Genomic DNA, 18,951 nt, shown 5'->3' on the forward strand with positions numbered 1-18,951 from the left:
GATTTCGGTCACTTAAGGCCGTTCCGGCAATTAACGACTGGAGCGACCCTGCGCGGCGGCGTAAAATATGTGCAATCTTGACCTGGCACCCAGGGTGCGAATTTAGAGGAAATCTTCTATGAGTAAATGCAGTGCTGATGAAACCCCGGTTTGCTGCTGTATGGATGTCGGAACCATTATGGATAACTCCGACTGCACCGCCTCTTACAGCCGCGTATTCGCTAACCGCGCCGACGCCGAAGAGACGCTGGCGGCGCTGACCGCTAAAGCACGCAGCGTCGAGTCTGAACCGTGTGAAATCACGCCGACTTTCACCGAGGTGGCAGACGGCGTTCAGCTTGATATCGATTTTGTTTTCGCCTGCGAAGCGGAAACCCTCATTTTCCAGCTCGGTTTGCGCTAAACCGCCTCTCAACGCTCCCCCCTGTGGGAGCGTTTTTTTATCCGTTTATCTGTGCCTTAGCTCCCATTTTTTCCTCCCTGCCATTGGCTAAATGTAAAAGATTGGTTAAGACTGTTATCAGGTCAGACCACTTTATTGATTCCGTTGTTAACAGGGGAGTGTTATGAGTCAGGCGTTACCGCTTGTCACCCGTCAGGGCGACCGCATTGCCATTGTCTGCGGGTTACGAACCCCATTTGTCCGTCAGGCGACCGCGTTTCACGGCGTGCCGGCGATCGATCTCGGCAAAATGGTGGTGGGGGAGATGCTGGCGCGCAACGAAATTCCCCCCGAAGTGATTGAACAACTGGTCTTCGGCCAGGTGGTGCAGATGCCGGAAGCGCCAAATATCGCGCGTGAAATCGTACTCGGCACCGGCATGAGTGTGCACACCGATGCCTACAGCGTTAGCCGCGCCTGCGCGACCAGCTTTCAGGCGGTGGCGAACGTAACGGAAAGCCTGCTGGCTGGCACCATCCGCGCGGGTATCGCCGGTGGCGCGGACTCCTCTTCTGTACTGCCTATTGGCGTCAGTAAAAAACTGGCGCGCGTGCTGGTGGATGCCAACAAAGCGCGCACCGTCGGGCAGAAACTCAAACTCTTCTCGCGCCTGCGCCTGCGCGATCTGCTGCCCGTCCCGCCTGCGGTCGCCGAGTACTCGACCGGCCTGCGCATGGGCGACACCGCCGAGCAGATGGCGAAAACCTACGCCATTAGCCGTCAGGAGCAGGATGCGCTGGCGCACCGCTCTCACCAGTTCGCTGCTCAGGCCTGGGCCGAGGGCAAACTGGCTGAGGAGGTGATGACCGCCTACGCGCCACCGTTCCGCGATCCCATCGGGCAGGACAATAACGTGCGCGGCAACTCCAGCCTCGCCGATTATGCCAAACTGCGCCCGGCCTTTGACCGTAAACATGGCACCGTCACCGCAGCCAACAGCACGCCGCTCACCGATGGCGCGGCGGCGGTGATTTTAATGACCGAATCACGCGCCAGAGAGCTGGGCCTTGTGCCGCTGGGCTATCTGCGCAGCTACGCCTTTACGGCAATTGGCGTGCAGAAAGATATGCTGCTCGGCCCGGCCTGGGCAACGCCGCTGGCGCTGGATCGTGCCGGGTTAACCATGGCAGATCTGACCCTGTTTGATATGCATGAAGCCTTTGCCGCCCAGACCTTAACCAACCTGAAACTGATGGCCAGCGATCGTTTCGCGCGCGAGGTGCTGGGGCGCTCGCAGGCCACCGGCGAGGTGGATGAGAGCAAATTTAACGTGCTTGGCGGCTCAATTGCCTATGGTCACCCCTTTGCCGCCACCGGCGCGCGGATGATCACGCAAACCCTGCATGAGCTGCGGCGTCGCGGCGGCGGTTTCGGTCTGGTCACCGCCTGCGCGGCGGGAGGATTAGGCGCGGCAATGGTTCTGGAGGCGGAATAATGACGGTTTCTGCATTTACCCTTACTGTGCGCCCGGACAATGTCGCGGTCGTTACCATCGATGTACCCAATGAAAAGATGAACACCCTGAAAGCGGAGTTTGGCGCACAGGTGCGTACCATCTTAAAAGCGATCCGTGATAACCGGGCTCTGCGCGGCGTAGTGTTTATTTCGGCGAAGACGGACAACTTTATTGCCGGTGCCGATATCAATATGATTGGCCGCTGCCAGAGCGCGAAAGAGGCGGAAGAGCTAGCCCTGCAGGGGCAGAAGATCATGGCGGAGATCCACGCTCTGTCGATCCCGGTTGTTGCCGCCATCCACGGTGCCTGTCTTGGCGGCGGGCTGGAGCTGGCGCTGGCCTGTCATCGCCGCGTCTGCTCGGACGATGGCAAAACCATTCTCGGCCTGCCGGAAGTGCAGCTCGGCTTGCTGCCCGGCTCCGGCGGCACCCAGCGTTTGCCGCGGCTGGTGGGCGTCAGCACTGCGCTTGAGATGATCCTGACCGGCAAACAGCTTCGCGCGCGTCAGGCGCTGAAAGTGGGGCTGGTGGATGATGTGGTGCCGCACGATATTCTGCTGGAAACCGCAGTCGAACTGGCGCAGCAGGAGCGCCCGCTCAGCCGCCGTTTGCCGGTGCGCGAACGCATTCTCGCCGGGCCGCTCGGCCGCACGCTGCTGTTTAAGATGGCAGCGAAGCGCACCGAGCAGAAAACCCACGGTAACTATCCTGCCGCACCACGAATTTTATCGGTGATTGAAACCGGCCTGGCGCAGGGGCGCAGCAGCGGCTATGAAGCGGAAGCGCGCGCCTTCGGTCAACTGGCGATGACGCCGCAGTCGCAGGCACTGCGTAATATCTTCTTTGCTTCAACCGATATCAAAAAAGATCCCGGCAGCACGGTTGCTGCCGCGCCGCTGCACTCCGTCGGCATTCTTGGCGGCGGGCTAATGGGCGGCGGTATCGCTTATGTCACTGCCAGCAAGGCCGGGTTGCCGGTTCGCATTAAAGATATTAATGCGAAAGGGATTAACCACGCGCTGAAGTACAGCTGGCAGGAGTTGGATAAAAAGGTGCGTCGCCGCTTTATTAAACCGGGCGAGCGCGACAGCCAGATGGCGAAGATCTCCGGCTCGCTTGATTACCGCGGCTTTGCGCATCGCGATGTGGTAATCGAAGCGGTGTTTGAAGATCTCTCCCTCAAACAGAAGATGGTGAGTGAAGTGGAGGCGCACTGCGCGCCACACACCATTTTTGCTTCTAACACCTCCTCGCTGCCGATTGCGGATATTGCCGAAAACGCGGCGCGTCCGGGAAAGGTGATCGGATTACATTTTTTCAGCCCGGTGGAGAAGATGCCGCTGGTGGAAGTGATCCCGCACGCCGGTACCGATGAGCAGACTATCGCTACTACCGTGAAGCTGGCGAAGAAGCAGGGCAAAACGCCGATTGTGGTCGCCGATAAAACGGGCTTTTACGTCAACCGCATTCTCGCACCCTATATCAGTGAAGCGATGCGCATGCTGAGCGAGGGCGAGCCGATTGAGGCCATCGACCGGGCGCTGGTGAAGTTTGGTTTCCCTGTCGGCCCCATCCAGTTGCTTGATGAAGTGGGCATCGATACTGGCACGAAGATCATTCCGGTGCTTGAGGCCGCGTACGGCGAGCGTTTTAGCGCGCCTGCAACGCTTGTCTCCGCGATTTTGAATGACGATCGCAAAGGGAGAAAAAATGGTCGTGGTTTCTATCTTTACCCGACAAAAGGGCGTAAAAGCAAAAAACAGCCCGACGCCTCGATCTACCGCTTAATCGGCGTGTCGGCGAAAGGGCACTCCTCGGCGCAACAGATTGCCGAGCGCTGCGTCCTGCTGATGCTTAACGAAGCGGCGCGCTGTTTTGATGAGCAGGTGATTCGTAGCGCGCGCGATGGCGATATTGGTGCCGTTTTCGGCATTGGCTTCCCGCCATTTTTAGGGGGGCCTTTCCACTATATGGATACGCTGGGCGCGGCAAGCGTCGTGGCGTCGCTGCAGCAGATGGAGGCGCGTTATGGGGCACGATTTGCACCGTGTGAAGCCCTGGTACGCATGGCTCAGGAGGGGAAACGCTTCTGGCCGACAGCGGAAAGTGAGCCTGTAAGTTAAGGTCGAAAAAAGTAAATGTGTTATACCTCATGGCCTTTGCGGTTATTTCATAAACAGTGATTGACTATACTTGCGCCATTGAGGTAAAAAACAGCGTTTCATTCAACGAATGAATCAGGCAAAATGCCCGGCCATCCCGTTTTTCTGCCAGCGTGATCTCTTTTCACCGGCAAAAGCGCGATGCTTCTGGTTAACAAAAGCGGTGCAATATGCAAGTTTTTATCATGCGTCACGGCGATGCTGCCCTCGATGCAGCCAGTGACTCCGTTCGTCCGCTTACCCCTTGCGGCTGCGACGAATCGCGTCAAATGGCAACGTGGTTGAAAGGCCAAAAAGTGGATATCGATCGTGTTCTGGTTAGCCCGTTTTTACGCGCTGAACAGACGCTGGAGAAGGTAGGGGAGTGCATGAACCTGCCTGACAACGTGGATGTCCTGCCGGAGTTGACGCCCTGCGGCGATGTCGGCCTGGTAAGCGCTTATCTGCAGGCGCTGGCCAATGAAGGCACCGAAACGGCGCTGGTGATCTCGCACCTGCCGCTGGTAGGCTACCTGGTTGCCGAGCTCTGTCCCGGCGAAACGCCACCCATGTTCACCACCTCGGCTATCGCCAGCGTCACGCTGGATAAAGAGGGCAAAGGGGTGTTCAACTGGCAAATGAGTCCCTGCAACCTGAAGATGCCGAAAGCCATCTGATTCATCGGACCGATGCAAAAAAAGAGCCGCACAGTGCGGCTCTTCTCATTTCTGCCTCACGGCAGCTCCGGCGGCTGCCACTCTTCGACTTCAATCAGCACCAGCACTGCCGCATCGCCGCCGTACTCTTTCGGTGCCTGGTGAAACGCCATCACGTGCGGATGTTGTGCCAGCCAGAGCGGCGTTTGCTGCTTAAGAATGTGTTTGCCGTGGCCGTGCATCACGCAGGCGCAGAAGACGTGCTCGCGCCGACAGGCGGCAATCAGCGCGCCGAGCTCCTGTTTGGCCTGCATCTGCGTTAAACCGTGCAGGTCGAGAAACAGCTCCGGGGAGTAATCGCCGCGGCGCAGTTTTTTCAACTCAAAGTGGCTGACATCGCTGCGGACATATTTCACCGGGCCATCGGTGTTGAGCAGCGGCTGAAACTCGTCGGAAAAGTAGTGGCTGTTATCCGCCTGCTCCTGCAACAGGCGCTTGACCGGCACTTCAGCGATCTTCTTGCGCGCCGGGCGGTGAACAACGGTGTCCTGCTTCATCTGGCGCGTCCCGGTCATCAGCTGCCGGAACAGGGCCTGCTCCTCCTCGCTAAGCGATGGTTTCTTTTTCATTTGCGCATCCTGTTTTTACTTTGCGCCAGTGTACCCGACTGCAGGCGGCTGCGGTGCAGCAAAATGCATTTTTACGCCGCGCAGATGCGCGTGGATGCTGATTTATCCCCATCTTCATGGCAAACTAGCCGCCGAATTTATTGCGAGCATGCCCTGGGGGATAGTATGGATAAAATTTTCGTCGACGAAGCAGTGAACGAGCTGCACACCATTCAGGACATGTTGCGCTGGTCGGTCAGCCGATTTAGCGCCGCCAACATCTGGTACGGCCACGGCACCGACAACCCCTGGGATGAAGCGGTGCAACTGGTGCTGCCAACCCTCTATTTACCGCTGGATATTCCCGAAGAGATGCGTAACGCGCGCCTCACCTCCAGCGAGCGCCACCGCATCGTTGAGCGCGTGATCCGCCGCGTTAACGAGCGCATTCCGGTGGCTTATCTCACCAATAAAGCCTGGTTCTGCGGCCACGAATTTTTTGTCGATGAGCGCGTGCTGGTGCCGCGTTCGCCGATTGGCGAGCTGATTAACAACCACTTCGCCGGGCTTATCGATCAGCAACCGCAGCACATTCTTGATATGTGCACCGGCAGCGGCTGTATCGCTATCGCCTGCGCGTACGCCTTCCCGGAAGCGGAAGTGGACGCGGTGGATATCTCCGCTGATGCGCTGGCGGTAACGGAACACAATATTGAAGAGCATGGCCTTATTCACCACGTCACGCCGATCCGCTCCGATCTCTTCCGCGATCTGCCGAAAGTGCAGTATGACCTGATTGTCACCAACCCGCCGTACGTTGATGAAGAGGATATGTCCGACCTGCCGTCGGAATACCGTCATGAACCGGAACTGGGTCTTGCCTCCGGCAGCGATGGTCTGAAATTGACGCGCCGCATTCTCGCCTGTGCTCCGCAGTACCTCTCTGATAACGGCATCCTGATTTGTGAAGTCGGCAACAGCATGGTACATCTGATGGACCAGTACCCCGATGTGCCGTTCACCTGGCTGGAGTTCGACAACGGCGGGGATGGTGTCTTTATGCTGACCAAAGCGCAACTGATTGCCGCACAAGAACATTTCAGCATCTACAAAGACTGATCAACGCGCAAACACACAACGAATAACGGAGCCGTGATGGCAGGAAACACGATTGGACAACTCTTTCGCGTCACCACTTTCGGTGAATCGCACGGGCTGGCGCTGGGCTGTATTGTTGATGGCGTGCCGCCGGGCATTCCGCTGACGGAAGCGGATTTACAACACGATCTCGACCGCCGCCGTCCTGGCACCTCGCGCTACACCACCCAGCGCCGCGAGCCGGATCAGGTTAAAATCCTCTCCGGCGTGTTTGAGGGCGTGACCACCGGTACCAGCATCGGCCTGCTGATTGAAAACACCGATCAGCGCTCGCAGGACTACGGTGCGATCAAAGATCTCTTCCGCCCAGGTCATGCGGATTACACCTACGAACAGAAATATGGCGTGCGCGACTATCGCGGCGGCGGTCGCTCCTCCGCCCGTGAAACGGCGATGCGCGTCGCGGCTGGCGCAATTGCGAAAAAATACCTCGCACAGAAATTCGGCATCGTCATTCGCGGCTGTTTAAGCCAGATGGGTGACATTCCGCTGGAGATCAAAGCGTGGGATCAGGTTGAGCTTAACCCCTTCTTCTGCCCGGATCCGGACAAGATCGAGGCGCTGGACGAGCTGATGCGCGGCCTGAAGAAAGAGGGCGACTCTATCGGCGCGAAAGTGACGGTGGTGGCTGACAACGTTCCGCCAGGCCTTGGTGAGCCGGTGTTTGACCGTCTGGATGCCGATATCGCCCATGCCATGATGAGCATTAATGCGGTGAAAGGCGTTGAGATTGGCGATGGCTTTGAAGTGGTGAAACTGCGCGGCAGCCAGAACCGCGATGAACTGACCCGCGATGGCTTCCAGAGCAACCATGCTGGTGGCATTCTCGGCGGTATCAGCAGCGGTCAGCAGATCGTTGCCAATATCGCGCTGAAGCCTACCTCCAGCATCACCGTGCCGGGTAAAACCGTGACGCGTTCTGGCGATGAGGTGGAGATGATCACCAAAGGGCGTCACGATCCCTGCGTTGGTATTCGCGCGGTGCCGATCGCCGAGGCGATGCTGGCGATCGTATTAATGGATCACTTCCTGCGTCAGCGCGGTCAAAACGCTGATGTCACTCCTTCACTTCCACGCTGGTAACCGATGAAAAACACGGCAATCGCGCTGTTTGCGCTGCTGCTGAGCGCCGCCGCTACGGCGGCGACACCGTGGCAAAAATTGACCCATCCGGTGCCCGGCAGCCCGCAGTCGATTGGCGCATTCTCGAATGGCTGCATCGTCGGCGCGCAGGAGCTGCCGCTGCAATCTGACACTTATCAGGTGATGCGCACCGATCAACGCCGCTATTTCGGCCACCCGGATCTGGTGCTGTTTATTCAGCGCCTCAGCACCCAGGTGCATAACCTGGGTCTTGGCACCGTGCTGGTGGGCGATATGGGCATGCCGGCGGGCGGGCGCTTTAACGGCGGTCACGCCAGCCATCAGTCGGGGCTGGATGTGGATATCTTCCTGCAACTGCCGACCACACGCTGGAGCGCGGCGCAGCTGCTAAAACCGCAGGCGCTGGATCTGGTCTCACAGGATGGAAAAAGCGTGGTGCCTTCGCTGTGGAAGCCGGAAATCAGCAGCCTGATTAAGCTTGCCGCGCAGGATGATGAGGTGACGCGTATTTTCGTTAACCCGGCGATCAAACAGCAGCTCTGCCTCGATGCCGGTACGGATCGCGACTGGCTGCGCAAGGTGCGTCCGTGGTTCCAGCATCGCGCGCATATGCACGTGCGCCTGCGCTGCCCGGCCGACAGCCTTGAGTGTGTCGATCAGCCAGCGCCGCCACCGGGCGACGGCTGCGGCGCGGAGCTGCAAAGCTGGTTTGAACCGGCGAAACCGGGCAGCAGCACGCCTGAGAAAAAGACGCCGCCACCATTGCCGCCTTCCTGTCAGGCTCTACTGGATGAACACGCCCTCTGATGGAACTCTTTGATTCGCTGTTTATGATGACACCGCTGATGCTGGCGGTGCTCTTTTTTGTCGCGATACTGGCAGGCTTTATCGATGCCCTGGCAGGTGGCGGCGGGCTGTTAACCGTTCCGGCGCTATTAGCCGTGGGGATGAGCCCGGCGCAGGCGCTGGCGACCAACAAGCTGCAGGCCTGCGGTGGATCGCTTTCCGCCTCGCTCTACTTTATTCGCCGCAAAGTGGTCAATATCGCCGATCAGAAGCTCAATATTTTGATGACCTTTATCGGCTCTACCAGCGGTGCGCTGCTGGTGCAGTATGTGAAATCAGACGTGCTGCGCCAGATCCTGCCAATATTAGTTATTTGTATCGGTCTCTACTTTTTATTGATGCCGAAGCTTGGCGAAGAGGATCGGCAGCGTCGTCTGTATGGCCTGCCGTTTGCGCTGGTCGCCGGTGGCTGCGTCGGCTTCTATGACGGCTTTTTCGGCCCCGGCGCCGGGTCGTTTTACGCGCTGGCGTTTGTCACCCTCTGCGGGTTCAACCTCGCGAAATCAACCGCGCACGCTAAAGTGCTTAACGCCACCTCCAACGTCGGCGGGCTGCTGCTGTTTATCATCGGCGGCAAAGTCGTATGGGGTACCGGTTTTGTGATGCTTATCGGCCAGTTTCTTGGCGCGCGTATGGGATCGCGGCTGGTGCTCAGTAAAGGGCAGAAGCTTATCCGTCCGATGATTGTGATTGTCTCGGCGGTGATGAGCGCAAAACTTCTCTATGACAGTCACGGCCAGGAGATCCTCCAGTTTCTGGGGGTGAATGTATGACGCACCACTATCAGCAATTAATTGATATTTTTGATGGCTGCTTTGCCAGCGATTTTAATACCCGTCTGATTAAAGGCGATGACGAACCGATCTATCTTCCCGCTGATGCCGACGCGCCTTATAACCGTGTGGTGTTTGCCCACGGTTTTTACGCCAGCGCCCTGCATGAGATTTCGCACTGGTGCATCGCCGGGGCAGAGCGGCGCAAGCTGGTTGATTTCGGCTACTGGTACTGCCCGGACGGGCGTGATGCTGCAACCCAGGGGCAGTTTGAGGATGTCGAAGTGAAGCCGCAGGCGCTGGAGTGGCTCTTCTGCGCGGCAGCGGGCTTCCCGTTTAATGTCAGCTGCGACAACCTTGAAGGCGATATTGAGCCTGATCGCGTGGCGTTTCAGCGCCGCGTACACGCCCAGGTGATGGTGTGGCTGGAGCAGGGGATCCCGGCGCGTCCGGCGCGCTTTATCAAGGCATTACAGGATTATTATCAGACGCCGCCGTTAGCGGCAGCACAGTTTCCGTGGCCGGAAGATCTGTAGGGCCACGTTTTTACGAGAGGAAGAGAGATGATCGCGGAGTTTGAATCACGCATTCTGGCGTTAATTGACAATATGGTGGATCACGCCAGTGATGATGAACTGTTTGCTGGCGGTTATCTGCGCGGGCACCTGACGCTGGCGGTGGCCGATCTGGAGAGCGGCGACGACCACTCGCCGGAAGCGGTATCCGCACGCGTGACCACCAGTGTGGAACACGCCATTCAGGCCGGTGAGCTGTCGCCGCGTGACCAGGCGCTGGTGCTCAGCATGTGGGAAAATCTTTACCAACAGGCGAAAGCGCACTAAGCCTGCTTTTACCTGTGGCGGAGTTGCCGGATGGCGGCTCCGCCTTATCCGGCCTACGGGGCGGGGTTGCAAAAACGTGTATGGAGCGGCTGAAACGGCGTAGGCCGGATAAGCGTTTACGCGCCATCCGGCAATCGGTTTACGGCGATATACCTGCCGCCACGCCTTATTTCACCGCTTTTCCCTTCAACAACTTTCGTACCCATAACCGATTCGGGTTCATCGCCGCCAGCGTTTCGCCATCCAGCGGAATGGGCTCGTTGCTCATCTGCGCGGCGAGGATTTCTGCCGCCAGCGGCGCGCTGCACAAGCCGCGCGAACCGAGCGCACCGATCATAAATAACCCCTCATGCACCGGCGCACTGACCGCCGTCTGCGGATCTTCTGCAAGCTTTGCATAGGCTGACAGCGTGGCATCGTAATCCGCCACGTTACCAACCATCGGCAGATGATCGCGCGTGGCGCAGCGTACGCCGCAACGCGCCTCTCCGGCACTGACATCTACCGTCTGCGCCCACTCAGCCTGCGGGAAGCAGTCAATCAGGCGCTGGCGGTTCTGCTGCTGATCCGCTTCGCTGTAGGTCGCTTCCTGCTGGCCGCGATGATAACTGGCGCCAATACAGTGCTGCTGGTTATGCGGGTTGTGCGGCGTCAGATAGCCGTCATAACAGAGCACCTGGCGCAGATGGGCCAGCGGCTCGGTGGTGGGAATATGGCTTACCTGACCGGCCACCGGATAAACCGGCAGTTTCTCCGTTTGGGAAAATTGCTGAATGCGGTGACCGTTGGCCAGCACCACGCTCTCATGTCGGCACTCGCTGCCATCGACAAAACGCAGCTGCCAGCTATCGCTATGGCGGACAAGCGCTGCAACCTCATGGCGATAGTGCACCTGCAAACCCTGTTCGATTCCCAGGGCGATAGCGCCCGCGGTTAATTGCGCCGGGCACAACCAGCCGCCGGCAGGGTAGGTGATCCCATCACAACCGGTCTCCACGCCGCTCTGCGCCAGCACCTCCTGCGCATTGATGCGGTGCGCCAGCTCGTGAGGCAGTTCTAGCGTCAGCATCTGTTCGATTTTATGCTGGCTTTTCTCATCCCAGCCGAGCTGTGTGACGCCGCACCACTGGTGATCAAACGCCACCGGCAGCCCGTCATAAAGCCTGCGGGCAAAGGTAAACGCGGCGCTGAAAAAGCGCGCCAGCGCCGGATCGTGCGCGCTAAGCAACGGGTAGAGTGCGCCCTGGCGGTTGCCGGATGCGCCCTCTGCCGGAGCAGCATCTGCGCAGTAGAGCGTGACCTGCCAGCCACGGCGCAGCAGCGCAAGGGCAAGCAACGCGCTCGCCACGCCGCCGCCGACCAGCGCGACCTCCCGCGTCTCTGTTCCGCTGCGGGCAAACCACGGCGCGCGCGGCGCGCAGATAACACCCTTCTCCATCACACCGCTTAGCATCTCCCGCTTACGGCCAAAGCCTTTGCGCTTCTGCATGGTAAAGCCCGCTTCCTGCAAACCGCGGCGCACAAACCCGGCGGAGGTAAAGGTCGCCAGCGTTCCGCCAGCACGGGTAAGGCGCGCCATCGCCTGAAAAAGCGCGGGCGTCCACATATCGGGGTTTTTCGACGGTGCAAAGCCATCAAGGAACCAGGCATCAACTTGCTGGTTCAGGCTCTCATCAAGGGTGTCGGTCAGCTGGTTAATATCGCCGAACCAGAGATCGAGCGTCACACGCCCCTCATCCAGTAACAGCCGATGGCACCCGGCAAACGCCTGCGGCCACTGCGCCTGCAACTGCCCGGCGAAGGGCGCCAGTTCCGGCCAGTGGGCGTGGGCTTTTTGCAGGTCATCACGGGTAAGCGGAAATTTTTCGAAACTGATGAAATGTAATCTTTCCAGGGTAGCGTCAGGATGTTCGGCGCGAAAAGCGGCGAAAGCCTGCCACAGCGTCAGGAAGTTGAGGCCGGTACCAAAGCCGCTTTCCGCAACAATGAATAGCTTCCTTGAATGTTCTGGAAAACGCGTCTGGAGGCCGTTACCGCCGAGAAAAACATAGCGGGTCTCTTCAAGCCCGTTATCATTAGAGAAGTAGACATCGTCAAAATCTCGGGAAACAGGTGTACCCTCAGCGTTGAATTCGAGGTTAGCGGTCTGTATAGCGGTGTGTTTCACGTAAGTTACTCGTCCGGCAAGCAGTGCGTCGATCTTAACGAGGGTCAAAGAAAGGCGCAAATTTCTCTGTGAAATGTCTGATCGGACTTGTTCGGCGTACAAGTGTACGCTATCTTGCGACACGAAACTTAATTAGTGCGACTTAGGGGTATTGAATGAAGCGTGCAGTAATTACTGGCCTGGGCATCGTTTCCAGCATTGGTAGTAACCAGCAGGAAGTCCTGGCATCTCTGCGTGAAGGACGCTCAGGGATCACATTTTCTCAGGAGTTCAAAGATTCCGGCATGCGCAGCCACGTCTGGGGTAACGTTAAACTGGACACTACGGGTTTAATTGACCGTAAAGTGGTTCGTTTCATGAACGATGCCTCTATCTATTCCTACCTCTCCATGCAGCAGGCCATCGAAGATGCCGGCCTGAAAGAAGAGGTTTATCAGAACAACCCGCGCGTGGGCCTGATTGCAGGTTCCGGTGGTTCGTCTAAAGCGCAGGTTTTCGGTGCGGATGCAATGCGCACCCCGCGCGGCCTGAAAGCCGTTGGTCCTTATGTGGTGACCAAAGCGATGGCCTCTGCGGTTTCCGCCTGCCTCGCCACGCCGTTCAAAATTCACGGCGTTAACTACTCAATCAGCTCCGCGTGTGCCACTTCTGCACACTGTATCGGTAACGCGGTAGAACAGATTCAACTGGGCAAACAGGACATCGTTTTTGCCGGCGGCGGCGAAGAGCTGTGCTGGGAAATGGCCTGTGAGTTCGACGCGATGGGCGCGCTCTCCACCAAATACAACGAAACGCCGGACAAAGCGTCCCGTACTTACGATAAAGAGCGTGATGGCTTTGTTATCGCTGGCGGCGGCGGCATGGTCGTGGTTGAAGAGCTGGAGCACGCGCTGGCGCGCGGTGCGCACATCTACGCAGAGATTGTCGGCTATGGCGCGACCTCCGATGGCGCTGACATGGTTGCACCATCAGGCGAAGGCGCAGTGCGCTGCATGAAGATGGCAATGCACGGTGTTGATACGCCGATCGATTATCTCAACTCCCACGGCACCTCCACGCCGGTTGGCGATGTGAAAGAGCTGGGTGCGATTCGTGAAGTGTTTGGTGATAACACGCCTGCCATTTCCGCCACCAAAGCAATGACCGGCCACTCACTGGGTGCGGCTGGCGTGCAGGAAGCGATCTACTCTCTGCTTATGCTGGAACACGGCTTTATCGCGCCGAGCATCAACATTGACGATCTGGACGATCAGGCGGCGGGCATGAATATCGTGACCAAACCGACCGAGCAGACGCTGAACACGGTGATGTCCAACAGCTTCGGCTTCGGCGGCACCAACGCCACGCTGGTGATGCGCAAGCTGAAATAAGTGAGCGATTTCATTCATTGATGCCACGGCGTGACATGAATGATTTAGCAGCTGAATTAAAAAAGGGAGCCCTCGGCTCCCTTTTTTGGGTATTGACAAGCCGTTGTTACGGCAGGCAAACTCCAGCCCAACATTATCGTTTTGATAATGCGTAAGCGTTTAACGTCAACCAACGCACCCTAATCCTGACTGTCAGGCGGAGGGGGCGTGGTCAAAATCTCTTCCCGCCTTGCTCTGCCCTATGGAGTAATGCATGTCCGTTCAAGCAGACGCTGTTCATTCCCCTGCAGCCACATTCTCGCTGTTTCGCATCGCCTTCGCGGTGTTCCTGACCTACATGACGGTTGGCCTGTCGCTACCGGTCATTCCACTGTTTGTTCATCATCAGCTGGGCTTTGGCAACACCATGGTCGGTATTGCCGTCGGCGCACAGTTTCTCGCCACGGTTTTAACGCGCAGCTACGCCGGTCGGCTGGCCGATCAATACGGCGCAAAACGCTCGGCGATACAGGGCCTGTTTGCCTGCTCGCTGGCGGGTGTTGCCTTGTTGCTGGCGGCACTCTTGCCGGTCGAAGTATGGGCCAGGTTCGCGCTGTTGATCGTCGGGCGATTGATCCTCGGCTTTGGTGAAAGCCAGTTGTTGACCGGCACGCTCACCTGGGGTGTTGGCCTGGTTGGCCCGGCGCGTTCGGGCAAAGTGATGTCGTGGGTCGGTATGGCAATTTATGGCGCGCTGGCCGCCGGGGCACCGCTCGGGCTGCTGATCAATAGTCATTTTGGCTTCACAGCGCTGGGGGCGATCTCTCTTCTCTTACCGCTGTTCGCCTGCCTGTTTAACGGCGGCGTGCGCAAAGTTCCGGCCCATGCCGGTGAGCGCCCGTCGCTCTGGAGCGTGGTTGGCCTTATCTGGCAACCGGGTTTAGGGCTGGCGCTACAGGGCGTTGGCTTTGCGGTGATCGGCACCTTTATTTCCCTCTATTTCGCCAGCGAAGGCTGGTCGATGGCAGGCTTTACGCTCACCGCGTTTGGCGGCGCATTCGTGCTGATGCGCATCCTGTTTGGCTGGACGCCGGACCGTTTTGGCGGTGTGCGGGTGGCGCTCGTTTCTCTGCTGGTGGAGATCGCCGGGCTGGTATTGCTGTGGCAGGCCAGCGGGGCGTGGATGGCGCTATTCGGCGCGGCGTTAACCGGCTGTGGCTGCTCGCTAATCTTCCCGGCGTTAGGGGTGGAAGTGGTGAAACGCGTACCGCCGCAGGTTCGCGGGACGGCACTGGGCGGGTATGCGGCGTTTCAGGATGTTGCCTATGCCGCCAGCGGCCCGCTGACCGGCTTTCTGGCCACCTCGCTCGGTTACGCCTCCGTCTTTCTTGCAGGGGCGATTTCAGCGGCGCTCGGGATTGTCGTAACGCTGATCGCGTTTCGACCGCGCAATAAATAGCAGCAAATACTCTCTTTGCAACCGGTTTCACAAAACGCGACCGCGGCGATGTCATCTCTGCGCGGTCGCGTTTATGCTTTTCGCACTGATGAGCGAAAGGAGAGTGATATGTCCGGGTTTAAAGCGGATTTTCTGTGGGGCGGGGCGGTTGCCGCGCATCAACTGGAAGGCGGCTGGCAGGAGGGCGGTAAAGGCGTCAGCGTGGCGGATGTGATGACCGCAGGCGCGCATGGCGTACCGCGTGAGATCACCGATGGCGTACTGCCGGGGAAAAACTACCCCAACCACGATGCCATCGACTTCTATCACCGCTACAAAGAGGACATCAAACTCTTTGCCGAGATGGGCTTCAAATGTTTTCGCACCTCGATCGCCTGGACACGTATCTTCCCCAATGGGGATGAGCTGGAGCCAAACGAAGCCGGTTTGCAGTTCTACGACGATCTGTTCGACGAGTGCCTGAAGTACAACATTGAGCCGGTAATCACGCTCTCCCATTTCGAAATGCCTTATCACCTCGTCAAAAAATATGGCGGCTGGCGCAACCGTGAAGTGATTACCTTCTTTGTGCGTTTTGCCAACGCCGTCTTCACCCGCTATCGCAGCAAGGTCAAATACTGGATGACCTTCAACGAAATCAACAACCAGGCCAACTACAACGAAGACTTCGCGCCGTTTACCAACTCCGGCGTGAAGTATCAGCCGGGCGAAGATCGCGAAGTGATCATGTACCAGGCCGCGCACTATGAGCTGGTAGCCAGCGCGCTGGCGGTGGAAGCGGGTCATAAAATTAACCCCGATTTCAAGATTGGTTGCATGATCGCCATGTGCCCGATCTACCCGCTCACCTGCGATCCAAACGACATGATGATGTCAGTGGTGGCGATGCATCGCCGCTACTGGTTCACCGATGTTCACGTGCGCGGTTACTACCCGCAGCACCTGCTCAACTACTTTGCCCGCCGGGATTTCAAGCTTGATATTACCGACGAAGACTTGCAGATCCTGACCCGCGGTTGCGTCGACTACATCGGCTTTAGCTACTACATGTCTTTTGCCACCAAAGCGACGGAAGATAACCCGCAGCTTGATTACGATGAAACCAAAAGCCTGGTTAAAAACCCGTACGTCAAGGCATCGGACTGGGGCTGGCAGATTGACCCGGTTGGCCTGCGCTACTCGCTGAACTACTTCTACGACCACTACCAACTGCCGCTGTTTATTGTTGAAAACGGCTTCGGCGCTATCGATCAGTTGGGTAGCGACGGCGTGGTCGACGACCAGTACCGCATTGAGTACCTGCACAACCACATCCGCGAAATGAAAAAAGCGGTGGTGGAAGATGGGGTCGATTTGATGGGGTATACGCCGTGGGGCTGTATCGATCTGGTTTCTGCCGGCACCGGCGAGATGAAAAAACGCTACGGCTTTATCTACGTCGATAAGGACAACGAAGGCAACGGCACGCTGGCGCGCAGCCGTAAGAAATCCTTCTGGTGGTACCAGGATGTGATCAAACAGAACGGCGATAACATCAAGTAAGAGGGTGATCCGTAGGTCACTAAAGCGCCATCAGGTTATTGCCCGATGGCGCTTCGCTTATCAGGCCTGCGGTTTTTACAGGCTTACAGAAAAGCTAGATCACCAGCCACAGTACAAACATCACCACCAGCAGGGCAATAAAAAAGAGGCCCGGACGCATCGACATCGCTTTTACCGTATCGACTATCGGCGCGACGAAGGGGCTGTAGATCGGCTGCACGTCACGCACTTCGATCATTCCCGACGCGCGCTCGGTGCGTCGTAAAAAGACCTGGTTGAGAATATCCTGCACCTGGGCATTGGTCAGCACCGTCTGCGGCGTCACCTGGAATGTCTGCTGCGCATAGTCGCTGATGCCGCGCCACTCGGCGCTGTCCAGCGGCTGTTTCAGCGTGGCCTGCACCGTTTGCAGAGTCGGTGCCGTATGTGTCGCCAGCGTCTGGCGCGCCTGCAGCCAGGTCATCAGCGGCGTAAAATGTTTCGCCGGGATCAGCTCGCCGCTCTTCACACCGGAGAGCTCCAGCATCGATTGCCAGATAAGCTTGCTCGACTCGCCGGTTGCCGCCGCCAGTTTCGTCACCGCCTGGTTGAGGGAGTTGTGCTCCGCCGCCACCAGTGGACGCTCGGTTGCCGGGCGCTGTTGTGGCTGCGGGATCGCAATCTGGTTGTTCTGCAACATCGTCAGCACCGTCTTTAGCTGCTGCGGCGTAAGCTGGCTGAGCGCCGTCTGGCCAAACTCCTGACGAATAAAATCGCTCACCGCCTGGCGATTGTTCCCCTTGCCGAGCAGCTCGGTCAACTGGGTCACCATCTGGCGCGTGGTGTGGTTCTGCGTGGCCGTCTCCATACGCTGAGTCAGATTCTGCTCAGCCGCAGGGAAGTGGCGCGAGAGCAGGGGCGCATCGTTTTTCAGCCCCAGGTCATGCTTTACGCCTGCCCAGACCTCAGCGCTCTGCTGTTGGGTCAGGGCGATCAAACGCGTCACCAGCCGCTCCAGCACCGTACGCTGCTGGGTGGATAATGGCTGCTCGCCGACTGGGTTAGCGGCTTGCGGTGGCTCTTGCCCGGGAGGACGCGCGGGTGCGCCCGGAATGGGTTGAATCATGGGTTTCCTCTTACTCTCGCATGGCGGTGGCCGGCATTGCGGGTATGCCTGGCGGCGAGATTATGGCACACTTGCGCGCTCAACTCCCGCTCTCAAACAGGTACTGTAGTGTGAAAATCCTTGTTGATGAAAATATGCCTTACGCCCGCGATCTTTTTAGCCGACTGGGCGAGGTTAAGGCCGTGCCCGGACGCCCGATTACGCTGGCGGAACTGGCTGATGCAGAAGCATTAATGGTGCGATCTGTCACCAGGGTGAATAACGATTTACTGCAAGGGACCGGGATCAAATTTGTCGGTACCGCCACGGCGGGGACCGATCATGTTGATGAGGCTTTTCTGAAACAGGCGGGCATCGCATTCTCCGCAGCACCAGGGTGTAACGCTATCGCCGTGGTGGAATATGTCTTCTCCTCTTTATTAATGCTGGCGGAGCGCGACGGTTTTGCGCTCACGGACCGCACTGTGGGGATTGTCGGTGTCGGTAACGTCGGCGGCCGCTTACAGGCGCGGCTGGAAGCGCTGGGCATCCGCACGCTGTTATGCGATCCGCCGCGCGCCGATCGCGGTGATGCTGGCGACTTCCGCTCGCTGTATGAGCTGGTAAGTGAAGCAGATATCCTCACCTTCCATACCCCGCTGTTTAAAGAGGGGCCTTATAAAACCCTGCATCTGGTCGATGACGCGCTGCTCAGCCGCCTCAATCCTGGCACTATTCTGATTAACGCCTGTCGCGGGCCGGTGGTGGATAACGCCGCGCTGTTGCAGCACCTGCAGGCCGGTCAGGATCTTAGCGTCGTGCTGGATGTCTGGGAGCCGGAGCCGGATCTCAACGTTGAGCTGCTGGCGAAGGTCGATATCGGCACGGCGCATATCGCAGGCTACACGCTGGAGGGGAAAGCGCGCGGCACCACGCAGGTGTTTGAAGCCTATAGCGAATTCCTCGGCCAACCGCAGCAGGTGGCGCTGAATACGCTGCTTCCTGCGCCAGAGTGCAGCCGCATCTCCCTTCATGGTCCGGTTGGACAGGCAATGTTAAAAAGGTTGGTGCATTTGGTGTATGATGTGCGCCGCGACGATGCCCTGCTGCGAAAAGCGGCGGGCACACCGGGTGAGTTCGATAAGCTGCGTAAGCACTATCTTGAGCGCCGTGAATGGTCGTCACTCACCGTTGAGTGCGACGATGCGGACGCCTCGGCGTTGCTGCAAAAACTGGGCTTCGACGCCGTTTATCATCCGGTACGTTAATTCATCTTTATGCTCCCCGTCGCCGACGGGGACGCTTTTTTCTGGAGTGAATCACC

The 18,951-nt window shown here is 58.2% G+C and carries 17 protein-coding genes; 14 read left to right on the forward strand and 3 right to left on the reverse strand.

From position 1 onward, the window contains the following. Nucleotides 1-118 precede the first annotated feature (118 nt). The 4 genes from ABIC80_RS01390 (at nucleotide 119) to sixA (ending at nucleotide 4,716) form a co-directional block, all read left to right on the forward strand. Nucleotides 119-403: a YfcZ/YiiS family protein gene (locus ABIC80_RS01390; protein WP_042717384.1), complete on the forward strand. Its 285-nt coding sequence runs from the start codon at nucleotides 119-121 to the stop codon at nucleotides 401-403. Between the two features lie 163 nt (nucleotides 404-566). After that, nucleotides 567-1,877 (forward strand): acetyl-CoA C-acyltransferase FadI, encoded by a 1,311-nt coding sequence (gene fadI / locus ABIC80_RS01395; RefSeq protein ID WP_094421292.1) that lies wholly within the window; start codon nucleotides 567-569, stop codon nucleotides 1,875-1,877. Continuing rightward, nucleotides 1,877-4,021, forward strand: coding sequence for a fatty acid oxidation complex subunit alpha FadJ (gene fadJ, locus ABIC80_RS01400; protein WP_429175129.1), 2,145 nt, complete (start codon nucleotides 1,877-1,879; stop codon nucleotides 4,019-4,021). Before fadI ends, fadJ begins: the two co-directional genes overlap by 1 nt. Nucleotides 4,022-4,230: 209 nt before the next feature. Next, entirely contained in the window at nucleotides 4,231-4,716 is a 486-nt protein-coding gene (sixA, locus tag ABIC80_RS01405; RefSeq protein ID WP_054804315.1) for a phosphohistidine phosphatase SixA, read from the forward strand. A gap of 56 nt (nucleotides 4,717-4,772) precedes the next feature. Here sixA and smrB read toward each other — a convergent pair whose 3' ends face one another. Beyond that, a complete protein-coding gene (smrB, locus tag ABIC80_RS01410) occupies nucleotides 4,773-5,324 on the reverse strand; it encodes an endonuclease SmrB (protein ID WP_023479810.1) in 552 nt (183 codons plus the stop codon). 165 nt (nucleotides 5,325-5,489) lie between these two features. On the opposite strand from smrB, the gene prmB reads away from it, so the two are divergent. Genes prmB through ABIC80_RS01440 form a run of 6 tightly spaced genes read left to right on the forward strand, consistent with a single transcriptional unit; the run spans nucleotide 5,490 to nucleotide 10,026 of the window. Further along, nucleotides 5,490-6,422, forward strand: coding sequence for a 50S ribosomal protein L3 N(5)-glutamine methyltransferase (prmB, locus tag ABIC80_RS01415; RefSeq protein ID WP_242387983.1), 933 nt, complete (start codon nucleotides 5,490-5,492; stop codon nucleotides 6,420-6,422). Between the two features lie 36 nt (nucleotides 6,423-6,458). Beyond that, nucleotides 6,459-7,544: a chorismate synthase gene (aroC, locus tag ABIC80_RS01420; RefSeq protein WP_076770200.1), complete on the forward strand. Its 1,086-nt coding sequence runs from the start codon at nucleotides 6,459-6,461 to the stop codon at nucleotides 7,542-7,544. Nucleotides 7,545-7,547: 3 nt separating this feature from the next. Then, nucleotides 7,548-8,372, forward strand: coding sequence for a penicillin-insensitive murein endopeptidase (mepA, locus tag ABIC80_RS01425; protein ID WP_054804317.1), 825 nt, complete (start codon nucleotides 7,548-7,550; stop codon nucleotides 8,370-8,372). Continuing rightward, nucleotides 8,372-9,184: a sulfite exporter TauE/SafE family protein gene (locus ABIC80_RS01430; protein ID WP_094421290.1), complete on the forward strand. Its 813-nt coding sequence runs from the start codon at nucleotides 8,372-8,374 to the stop codon at nucleotides 9,182-9,184. Before mepA ends, ABIC80_RS01430 begins: the two co-directional genes overlap by 1 nt. Then, nucleotides 9,181-9,720, forward strand: coding sequence for an elongation factor P hydroxylase (locus ABIC80_RS01435; RefSeq protein WP_242387985.1), 540 nt, complete (start codon nucleotides 9,181-9,183; stop codon nucleotides 9,718-9,720). The genes ABIC80_RS01430 and ABIC80_RS01435 overlap by 4 nt, the downstream gene beginning before the upstream one ends. A 27-nt stretch (nucleotides 9,721-9,747) precedes the next feature. Next, nucleotides 9,748-10,026 (forward strand): YfcL family protein, encoded by a 279-nt coding sequence (locus ABIC80_RS01440; RefSeq protein ID WP_023479659.1) that lies wholly within the window; start codon nucleotides 9,748-9,750, stop codon nucleotides 10,024-10,026. Nucleotides 10,027-10,192: 166 nt separating this feature from the next. On the opposite strand, the gene mnmC is transcribed toward ABIC80_RS01440, so the two are convergent. Further along, nucleotides 10,193-12,193, reverse strand: coding sequence for a bifunctional tRNA (5-methylaminomethyl-2-thiouridine)(34)-methyltransferase MnmD/FAD-dependent 5-carboxymethylaminomethyl-2-thiouridine(34) oxidoreductase MnmC (gene mnmC, locus ABIC80_RS01445; protein WP_429175132.1), 2,001 nt, complete (start codon nucleotides 12,191-12,193; stop codon nucleotides 10,193-10,195). A gap of 155 nt (nucleotides 12,194-12,348) precedes the next feature. Here mnmC and fabB point away from each other — a divergent pair, with 155 nt between their 5' ends. The 3 genes from fabB (at nucleotide 12,349) to ABIC80_RS01460 (ending at nucleotide 16,543) form a co-directional block, all read left to right on the forward strand. Next, nucleotides 12,349-13,563, forward strand: a complete 1,215-nt coding sequence (gene fabB / locus ABIC80_RS01450; RefSeq protein WP_094421284.1) for a beta-ketoacyl-ACP synthase I — start codon at nucleotides 12,349-12,351, stop codon at nucleotides 13,561-13,563. Between the two features lie 253 nt (nucleotides 13,564-13,816). Then, on the forward strand, nucleotides 13,817-15,001 hold the full coding sequence (locus tag ABIC80_RS01455) for an MFS transporter (RefSeq protein ID WP_242387988.1): 1,185 nt from the start codon (nucleotides 13,817-13,819) through the stop codon (nucleotides 14,999-15,001). Between the two features lie 108 nt (nucleotides 15,002-15,109). Further along, nucleotides 15,110-16,543, forward strand: coding sequence for a 6-phospho-beta-glucosidase (locus tag ABIC80_RS01460; RefSeq protein WP_023479624.1), 1,434 nt, complete (start codon nucleotides 15,110-15,112; stop codon nucleotides 16,541-16,543). A 94-nt stretch (nucleotides 16,544-16,637) separates the two neighbouring features. Here the strand turns inward: ABIC80_RS01460 and flk are convergent, their stop codons facing one another. Then, on the reverse strand, nucleotides 16,638-17,645 hold the full coding sequence (flk, locus tag ABIC80_RS01465) for a flagella biosynthesis regulator Flk (protein ID WP_042718481.1): 1,008 nt from the start codon (nucleotides 17,643-17,645) through the stop codon (nucleotides 16,638-16,640). A gap of 113 nt (nucleotides 17,646-17,758) precedes the next feature. On the opposite strand from flk, the gene pdxB reads away from it, so the two are divergent. Then, nucleotides 17,759-18,895, forward strand: coding sequence for a 4-phosphoerythronate dehydrogenase PdxB (gene pdxB / locus ABIC80_RS01470; RefSeq protein WP_429175135.1), 1,137 nt, complete (start codon nucleotides 17,759-17,761; stop codon nucleotides 18,893-18,895). The last annotated feature ends 56 nt before the right edge of the window (nucleotides 18,896-18,951 follow it).

This window comes from Kosakonia sp. 1610, from assembly GCF_050435845.1.
Classification (GTDB): domain Bacteria; phylum Pseudomonadota; class Gammaproteobacteria; order Enterobacterales; family Enterobacteriaceae; genus Kosakonia; species Kosakonia cowanii.

What these genes read in the sequence shown, in the direction of transcription:
- ABIC80_RS01390 (WP_042717384.1), top strand. Translation starts at nt 119, where the DNA reads ATGAGTAAATGCAGTGCTGATGAAACCCCGGTTTGCTGCTGTATGGAT.
- fadI (WP_094421292.1), top strand. Translation starts at nt 567, where the DNA reads ATGAGTCAGGCGTTACCGCTTGTCACCCGTCAGGGCGACCGCATTGCC.
- fadJ (WP_429175129.1), top strand. Translation starts at nt 1,877, where the DNA reads ATGACGGTTTCTGCATTTACCCTTACTGTGCGCCCGGACAATGTCGCG.
- sixA (WP_054804315.1), top strand. Translation starts at nt 4,231, where the DNA reads ATGCAAGTTTTTATCATGCGTCACGGCGATGCTGCCCTCGATGCAGCC.
- smrB (WP_023479810.1), bottom strand. Translation starts at nt 5,324, where the DNA reads ATGAAAAAGAAACCATCGCTTAGCGAGGAGGAGCAGGCCCTGTTCCGG.
- prmB (WP_242387983.1), top strand. Translation starts at nt 5,490, where the DNA reads ATGGATAAAATTTTCGTCGACGAAGCAGTGAACGAGCTGCACACCATT.
- aroC (WP_076770200.1), top strand. Translation starts at nt 6,459, where the DNA reads ATGGCAGGAAACACGATTGGACAACTCTTTCGCGTCACCACTTTCGGT.
- mepA (WP_054804317.1), top strand. Translation starts at nt 7,548, where the DNA reads ATGAAAAACACGGCAATCGCGCTGTTTGCGCTGCTGCTGAGCGCCGCC.
- ABIC80_RS01430 (WP_094421290.1), top strand. Translation starts at nt 8,372, where the DNA reads ATGGAACTCTTTGATTCGCTGTTTATGATGACACCGCTGATGCTGGCG.
- ABIC80_RS01435 (WP_242387985.1), top strand. Translation starts at nt 9,181, where the DNA reads ATGACGCACCACTATCAGCAATTAATTGATATTTTTGATGGCTGCTTT.
- ABIC80_RS01440 (WP_023479659.1), top strand. Translation starts at nt 9,748, where the DNA reads ATGATCGCGGAGTTTGAATCACGCATTCTGGCGTTAATTGACAATATG.
- fabB (WP_094421284.1), top strand. Translation starts at nt 12,349, where the DNA reads ATGAAGCGTGCAGTAATTACTGGCCTGGGCATCGTTTCCAGCATTGGT.
- ABIC80_RS01455 (WP_242387988.1), top strand. Translation starts at nt 13,817, where the DNA reads ATGTCCGTTCAAGCAGACGCTGTTCATTCCCCTGCAGCCACATTCTCG.
- ABIC80_RS01460 (WP_023479624.1), top strand. Translation starts at nt 15,110, where the DNA reads ATGTCCGGGTTTAAAGCGGATTTTCTGTGGGGCGGGGCGGTTGCCGCG.